At 41.4% G+C, this 8,173-nt stretch carries 7 protein-coding genes and 1 pseudogene; 7 read left to right on the top strand and 1 reads right to left on the bottom strand.

Going from position 1 to position 8,173, the window contains the following annotated elements; genetic code table 11:
- Positions 1-318 precede the first annotated feature (318 nt).
- Both ACTRWI_RS21385 and ACTRWI_RS21390 read left to right on the top strand, forming a co-directional pair.
- Complete coding sequence (locus ACTRWI_RS21385; protein WP_499133740.1) at positions 319-798, top strand: GNAT family N-acetyltransferase; 480 nt, start codon at positions 319-321, stop codon at positions 796-798.
- Between the two features lie 83 nt (positions 799-881).
- Complete coding sequence (locus tag ACTRWI_RS21390; protein WP_499133741.1) at positions 882-2,294, top strand: bifunctional NUDIX hydrolase/phosphatase PAP2 family protein; 1,413 nt, start codon at positions 882-884, stop codon at positions 2,292-2,294.
- Between the two features lie 73 nt (positions 2,295-2,367).
- On the opposite strand, the gene ACTRWI_RS21395 is transcribed toward ACTRWI_RS21390, so the two are convergent.
- The gene (locus ACTRWI_RS21395) at positions 2,368-2,628 is read right to left on the bottom strand and encodes an HAD hydrolase family protein (RefSeq protein ID WP_499133745.1); all 261 of its coding nucleotides are present in this window, start codon (positions 2,626-2,628) and stop codon (positions 2,368-2,370) included.
- An 824-nt stretch (positions 2,629-3,452) separates the two neighbouring features.
- Between ACTRWI_RS21395 and ACTRWI_RS21400 the strand changes: the two genes are divergently transcribed.
- The 5 genes and pseudogenes from ACTRWI_RS21400 to ACTRWI_RS21420 all read left to right on the top strand — a co-directional run bounded on the left by ACTRWI_RS21400 (position 3,453) and on the right by ACTRWI_RS21420 (position 7,830).
- On the top strand, positions 3,453-4,046 hold the full coding sequence (locus ACTRWI_RS21400; RefSeq protein WP_499133742.1) for a hypothetical protein: 594 nt from the start codon (positions 3,453-3,455) through the stop codon (positions 4,044-4,046).
- Between the two features lie 12 nt (positions 4,047-4,058).
- Positions 4,059-4,664, top strand: a complete 606-nt coding sequence (locus ACTRWI_RS21405) for a hypothetical protein (protein ID WP_499133743.1) — start codon at positions 4,059-4,061, stop codon at positions 4,662-4,664.
- Between the two features lie 11 nt (positions 4,665-4,675).
- A complete protein-coding gene (locus tag ACTRWI_RS21410; RefSeq protein ID WP_499133744.1) occupies positions 4,676-5,242 on the top strand; it encodes a hypothetical protein in 567 nt (188 codons plus the stop codon).
- A 441-nt stretch (positions 5,243-5,683) separates the two neighbouring features.
- A complete protein-coding gene (locus ACTRWI_RS21415) occupies positions 5,684-6,481 on the top strand; it encodes a metallophosphoesterase (protein WP_102364456.1) in 798 nt (265 codons plus the stop codon).
- 333 nt (positions 6,482-6,814) lie between these two features.
- Positions 6,815-7,830: pseudogene (locus tag ACTRWI_RS21420) on the top strand (IS110 family RNA-guided transposase).
- Positions 7,831-8,173 lie beyond the last annotated feature (343 nt).

Here is an 8,173-nt window from a genome sequence, read left to right on the forward strand (position 1 = left end):
GTTGCGGCTGTTTCAAGAACCAAGAGATGATGTACCCCCAGTAATAAATCTTTTGACTTTTTTGGGGTTAACGTTGTGCGTGTGCAATGGTCTAGGGTTGGTGGAACTGACATTGCTTAGGGGGTAGGAAGGGGGGAAGTACAACTTTCCTGCGCCAATAGGTATACAACACCCTGAATTAACCACCATAATGTGGTCATTTTCGTATCTAAAACACCCGCTCTAAACCACGAATCATTTCAATTACTTGTATAGCTATCAATGGCAAGTAAACTAGACTCAATGTAGCTATTAACTCGTTTGAGAACCGTACTCGCCATGAATGTCACCCTAAGGGCCGCAAAGCACACCGATCTAGAACAACTTAATGAGTTGATGTTTGATCTTCACCACCACCATCATATAGCCTGCCCTGAGCACTTTAAAACAGCAGAAGAGATCGAGCAGGAAAAGAGTATTGCAAGGTACTTAGATGATCCAGAGTGCTTAGTGTATGTGGCGGTCAAAGGTCAGCTGATTGTCGGATTCATTTCAGGACACTTTTGTGAGCTGATCTCTACAGTGAGCAAGCCGGTTCAAATGGGTAGTGTTGATGAGCTTTTTGTTCTTTCTGAATACCGTAAAGCAGACGTGGCGCAGATGTTGTTTCAACGTATTGAATCAACTTTTGCTGATTATGGTGTCGCGCAAGTGTTCGTCGAGGTTTGGGACTTTAATTTACCTGCCAAGGACTTCTATCAAAAAATGGGGTTCACACCTCACATTCAATGGATGAGAAAGGCTTTGCACAAAACATAGACAGCGATTTTTTGTGTGTTTCATTACAATAGTTCAACTGCGATAGCAGTCTCAATTTCTTCTATTATTCGTAGGTAAATTCGTTGGTTATTCGATATCTATTGGTTCTGATTCTTTCTCTATTGAGTACTACTTCCGTTTGGGCGAACAATATCTTGCCTGATAATATTGAGGGCGCACTGTGTGTAGTGCGCGCTGATAACCAAATTGTGTTGGTTGATGAGTTGATCACGGGGCAATTGTCTCTACCAGGAGGCACTGTTGTTTCTGGTGAAGATCCAGCTATTGCAGCGCGACGTGAAACTTGGGAAGAAGCAGGACTATCCGTAACGGTTGGTGATGTGCTCGGTTACACCGATAGTGCGGTTATTTATGATTGCATCTCTGATTCGGAAGTCATCAGCTATCAAGCTAGAAATGAAATGGGTGGCTTTGAACTTCCTATTTGGTTCGCTTCTCATTATGGAGTGGAAGTGAGTAGGGCGATGTTACTTCCTCCTACAGCATTGTCAGCAAATCAATACCGCTATCCAGAACAGTGGTCTGAGATTAATGAACTATTTTTGTCCGCGACAAACCAGCCTGTGACTTATGTGACGGAGCTGGTGGGTGCAGCACCAAAAGTTCATCAAGTTGAGCTAGGTTGGATTGTCTCGTTGCAAAACGTGTTCGATAACCTACCTAGTATCTTTTCTAATACGGTTCTATTGACCGATCTACTCGCAAAACCATGGGCTTTCATTATGATCTTGCCATTGATCGCTTGGCATTTTGGTCGCAACTTTGCATTGAAGTTCGGTTTCACTTTGATATCGGTGACACTGCTGACTTTGATAGCGCACCAAGGATTCGGTTTCCCACGCCCACACGCTTATCTTCCAACATTGAAGCTCGTTATGAGCAGTGGTTACAGCTTTCCAAGTTTGTTGGCAGCGCTATGGGTGAGTTTGACTTTGTTAGTGTTGTGGAAGTTGAAACGTATCTTCGAACAGAAATCGATACTGATAGTACTTGCTGGGCTACTTTGGATTATGCTTTTCAAAGCTTACACAGGCAGTGCGTTTTTCAGTGATGTTTTGATGGGTGGTTTGTTAGGCGCCTTAACGACTTGGCATATAGTGAGACTAGATAGTAACCCCGATGTTGATATTAGTGTGTTATTGAGTTCCAAAGGTGTGTGGTGGGGCTTATGCCTACTGTCAATCGTACTTACGGTTATCTGGCCATTGCCAACGTTCTCATTCTGGGTCGCAATTTTAATGACCATCGCTTGCTTGGTAACGTTAACGGACTCTAAACCTTTGACTGGCCAGTTCTCATTTAAGATTGTTCTTGGTGTTACGGTGATGTTGTTAGCGGGAAATCTATTGATAAGCTGGGCTGGGAGCTTTGTTTCATTTAGTGGTATCGCTTCCTTTGTCGTCGATACGCTGCGTTTTCCTATCTTGATTCTGCTTGGTGCTGTGGCATTTCGTTGGTCTTGGGCAAGAAAGTAGCCAATGACCTGTTAAACAAAAAAGGCTGTGCACTGCACAGCCTTTTAAGTATCAATGATATGGCCTTTAATTGTTATGAGTTGAAGATAAACTTTTCAATCGCGACCGCTACACCATGGTCGTCGTTGCTTGCAGTGATATGAGCAGCGATTTTCTTGGTTTCTTCCATCGCGTTGTCCATTGCAATGCCCAGGCCCGCGTATTCCAGCATATGGTGGTCATTTTCAGCATCGCCCATACAGATCACTTCTTCGGCCGTAATGCCTAAGTGTTTGGCAATGGCTTCAATACCGACACCTTTGTTTGAGTTCGGATTTAGGAATTTTCCTAATATCGATTTTGATTAAGAAAATATTGTCAATTAGAGACTTGTAATATTGCCATTGTTAGTGGAGCGCATCGCTTCAGATGTAAGCGGAACGATAACAATGGAACTTAGTTTTTAGTCGAGCAACCATCTATGTCATCCATTTAATCCAACCTTTTTGCCCACTTGCCCCATTGAATGGATATTCAATAGTTATAAAAAATTATTATTGCTCTTGGGAGTGACTACGGGTACAAGCGGAAATAAACTGTGTGTCAACGCGGAGCGTTGTCCACATTTTATTCCGTGATCTTGCGGAGCAAGATGTGCCTGTAGTTGAGCGACCAACCCAAATTCCATACCCAAAACCTATCTCGATCTGTACATTGGCTCGCTAGTTTGACCTCAGCCATCGGCACATTTCTGCCCCAAAATAAGCTAGTAGCCACTTAAACTTCATTAACCAGACCACCATTTAGCTTATTTTTCCTAATGCCTACTTGGTATCTACCAAGTAAGTGGCTATGCAAAAGCCCTCTGTATTACGATCAACAACATGACTATTGCGAGTGGAGGCTACGATATCGATCACGGCACGAATACTTGTAAGTGGTTGTAACCTCACGGTGGAGTTAGCTTCATCGCCTTGTATGCAAAATTTAAGATCCCGCCGTCAAAGTTATATTCGCAGCAGAACAGTTGGTCGCCATCTTTACTAAGTGGCGTATTTGTAACGAGGACAGACACCTTAAACAGTGCAAAAATGTAGCAAGTTTTTATTGACAAGGTTGCTTTTGATGAGATGATAAGTGGTTCATAACTCGCTATAAGTTAAGGAAATAGAGTCAGTAATGCCTTACGAATTAGTTATAAAGCAATCAAAAGAAATTGAGGCGCTGTTGACTCATTTCGAATGTGATGGAAAAGGGGTTTATGAAAAGGCAGTGAGTGCAAATACTGAATTCTCGACCGCTTTTTTAGATAAGATCAGAGACATTGCCCGAATCCGTAACCAAATTATACACAGTGATGACCATGAGCTTAAAACTGCAGATTTATCCCAGTTCCGCCAAAATGCTTATGAGGTGAGGGCGTATTTAGAAAAGCTCATCTTGGATAAAGCCAATCAAGGCAAATCGGGACAGTTAATTATTTGCTCAGGTTGTGGAAAACCAACATTAACTCAACCTGTTGAACGAACAAAAAGCACGATTGATGAGTGTTGTGTGTTATGTGCTCATCCTATTGCGACACATCAGCAGGAAGTGGATAGCCAAGAAGCCAAGTGGTTTTCTGTTGCGATCGCCTTTATAAAATTCATTTTAATGAACGCTGTCGTCATTACTAGTGTGTTTGGCCTTGAGATGTTGAACTTTAGATTCAAGTTCTTACCTGATAATAAACTTATCCTTGAATATCTGTTCTTTTGGAAAGCATACTTGTAGTAAGAGATTGATATGCCATATAAATACGTTACGCAAAGCTCTCGTGAAATAGAGAAGATGCTCTCGAATATCGGTGGTGAGGGTAAAAGTATCCATGAATTGGTTTCGAGCATTGAAGATACACTGCCCGTAGAGCTGGTGAAAAAATTACGTTTCTTGGCGTCTGTCCGAAATAAACTATTTCATGAAAGTGGATTCGAATTAGCTAGCGAACAATTCGATAGCTTTAAGCAGGCAGCCACCGAGGCGATAAATTCACTTAATGATATTGAGCAACAAGTATTATTAAAAAAGTCAGAGATTGCATTGCTACTTTGCCATCACTGTAATAAACCAACTAAGCCCTTGCTAGTTAAGGAAATGAGTCATGTATCCCACAATCAATGTGCTCATTGTTTTGAACCTCTGAGAGAATTTGATTTTTGGTCTGACTCAAGTGAGCTGTCTATCTTCGCTGGAAAAGTGAAGGATCGACTGAAAAGAGAATTTTGGTCTGACTCAAGTGAGCCGTCTAACTTCGCTGGAAAAGTGAAGGATCTACTGAAAAGAGGATTTTGGTTTTATTTGAAGGTGTTCGCGATCCAATACTGCATCCTATCAGTACTGATAATTATGTAAGGCGGGTAGAAATGGATAATACAGATCAGTTATTCAACATTATGGTGAAAGATGGCGACCCCGTAGCGGTAAGCCTTGAAGAAACATTAGCATATTTCAATGACGGTTGGGCAATTGTTAAAGCAGTGCAGGCTGAGGATTCAACACAGGCAATCAGTGTTTATACTGCCAGTTTTTGTGAGAATCACAGAGATGATCATCTATTTAGCACTATTAGCTGGGCAATCAAGAGTCAGTACAATGCGAAAGAGCAAGTTAACTCAGACACTAAACCTAGTAAAAAATCAAACAAAGTGTGCACAGCTGCGGGAGCCGTGGCGGGCGCTGCAGCCGCAGAGAGCTTGTTTGATGACGATTCCCTGAATAATTCAATGTTGGATGATTTGACGTCACCATTTGATGACGACTCCCTGAATAGTTCGATGCTGGATGATTCGACGTCACCATTTGATGACTCTATGATGGACATCAACCCAGCTACGGCTCTACCTATGATTGGTGGTATGGGTGGCGTTGATGTAGCAGGCAATACATTTGGCAGTTCTGACAGCTTCTCATCCACCAGTTCTTTTGACTAATGAAGAGCGGGCTTGTATCGCTTTCTTTTAAGAGGAAGTAAGGAAAATGAGAATGTAACCTGTGCATTACAAACTAGATTACCCAAAATTAAATTTTAACATAACAAATAATTAAGACTTCAGGATACTTTTACTTACCCAAGAAAACCAAGTTAGATCATGTACTCTAGCTTGGTTTTGTCCAAAAACGTGCTTGGTCTCTATTGTGGCAGCACACATTGGGACAAAAGTGATTTAACCTTTGGAGTCATCACAATTTAGATGTCAAACCGCAGGGCTATGATGATCGTGACTGGTTCAATAGTGGTATTGATGTTTGGGGCATCTTGTGAGGGCTCTATATTGCCACTTTACAAGCAAGCCTCTGTTTGATAGCAGATTTACACAGTGGCAATGTGATAAGTTAGCCCTATACTTTATGTAATTTTTGAGAGCATATTAGTGAGTGCCTTATTTCAGATAATATCCGACCTGCATGAGGAGTTCTGCGGAACTACTATCATGGATTTAGTTAATCCTGATGCTGATATTGTGATTGCTGCCGGCGATATAACACATGGTGTCGGGCTAGCAGAGTTAGCGTTGCAAGCTGCAAAATCTAATCCAGATATTGAGTTTATTGTTATTGCTGGTAACCATGAGTTCTATCAGAGAGGCTTTGATTATCAGGATTACCTGTCTTGCGTGCCTCTTTGGAATAAATTAAGCAACAACCTACACTTCCTAGAAAACACATCTGTAGTCCTTAGCAAATTTGACCTTGAGTTATTTGGTGGAGTTGGCTGGTCTAATATTAGTAAGCTGAACGACGTCAATACACTTTCTTTACAGTTGAAAGTCAATGACTTCAAAAGCATCTCTGTAAATAACCAAGTGCTGACACCCTCGAAAATGAGAGCACTGAACAGTGAGTTTAGAAACGCTTGTATTAAATCTATGTCAGCTTCCACAGCACAAAACAAGCTGGTTGTGACCCACTTCCCACAATCCGTTGAACTGAGACATTCAAAATATCCAGTAGATCTTTTGACGTGTTATTTCTGTTCTGACGATAATGAGTTAATCCGAGAGCTAGCTACGCACGGTGTAGGAGTGATGGTGAGTGGACATACTCATGACAATTTCGATTGTATTGTAGAGGGGGTTAGGCAGATCTCTAATCAGATTGGTTACCCACACGAGGATAGCGATAGAAAAAGCATCCTTAATTCACGAAGATTGTTTAGATTATTTAATTGACCGTGTTTAATGCTAATAGCATTAAATACGGTCAATTATGCTTAAGTTTTGTTCTTTGAGGGCAGGGGTGAGCAAAAGTATCTGTTTTATCTGATTTTTTATCTATATACTCATCAGTATTTTATTTCTGACTTATTTTAGGTGAGTTAATGACTCATGGTGGCCTGCGGCAATAATGAACGTTTTAATAGTGGTTTTGACATTGGGGTCATCCTACTATTTGTAATGAACATGTTCATTGAAGGGACTGGCACGATGGCTCGCTTAATGAGATGGTACGTCCCTCCCTACAGCTAAACTTGAAATGGTTTAGTCTTAAAAGGAAAGTACCAAATGAATAACTCACACATTATCGGAATCGATTTAGGTAAGAACTCTTTTCATTTAGTTGGTCATGATCATGCTGGGAATCAGTTATTTAAGAAAAAGCTTACTCGCCAAAAATTACTAGAGTTCTTATCGTGTCATGAGCCTGTCATTAAGCCATGGAGTCATGCGGCGGGTCTCATTGGCTTGCTCGAAAGTGTACTGAATTTGGTCATACAGCTAAGCTAATTCCACCTCAATATGTAAAACCTTACGTTAAAACCAATAAAAATGATTTTATCGACGCAGACGCTATTGCAGAAGCAGCTTCACGGCCAACAATGAGGTTCTCTTCAGCAAAGACTGAGTCAGCTCAGGTTATCTCAACGATTCGAAAAATTCGTAGCGGGTATATTAGAGAGCGCACCGCATGTATGAACCGAATTGGCTCAATCCTTCTTGAGTTTGGGGTCAGTTTGCCAAAAGGCCACGCTAGTATGAAAGGTTTATTTCAGTGGCTAGCGGATAAGAATCAAAACCTTCCTCCTCTAATCATTTTTGAATTAAGTGAGTTACATGAACACTATCAAAACCTTAATGAACGCATAGATTCACAAGCAGATAAGGTCGAGAGAATCCTTGCAGATAACGAGCAGATGAAACAACTGCAAAGTGTTCCTGGCATTGGCCCAGTCATCGCTAGTGCTTGTTTATCATCAGTTGGTAACCCCAATGACTTCAAAAACGGGAGAAATTTTGCGGCATGGATCGGACTGGTTCCCATTCAATACTCAACTGGTGGTAAATCAACGCTACTTGGAATATCGAAACGAGGAAATAAAGAACTAAGGACGCTATTCATCCATGCTGCGAGGTCCATTTTATGGAGAGACAAATCGGTTGAAAAATACTTTGGCTCGTGGCTTGTAGAGCTTAAGAAACGAAAACCTTTTAACGTGGCAGTGGTAGCACTAGCCAACAAAATAGCCCGTATAGCATGGGCAGTCTTAGTCAGTAAGAAGTCCTTTGAAATAAGAATATAATCAGAATTTGCAATGAGAGAAAAAGATGACACAACGGTTAGACCACCAGACTGAAGACCTGTTGCCCCAAACAGCAACTTAAAATGCTTTTCGTTTTGTGAGGACAGTCTGGCGCACACCTCATCATAGAGCTGAGACTAATGGCGGTCTCTAATAGACTCTGAATATATTAGCGCAAATCAGCTCGTTGTTTTTAACTCTACTTGCAATAACGGGACGTACCATATATTGGGACAAGAGTGATTTGACTTTTGGTGTCGTCGCCATTATCTAGGTAGAACTGATGAGCTATGGGGATCGTGGACAGTTCAATAGTGGTTTTGACATTGCGTATCATTGCCAT

The organism is Pseudoalteromonas sp. G5_S1_14_S5 (assembly GCF_054968605.1).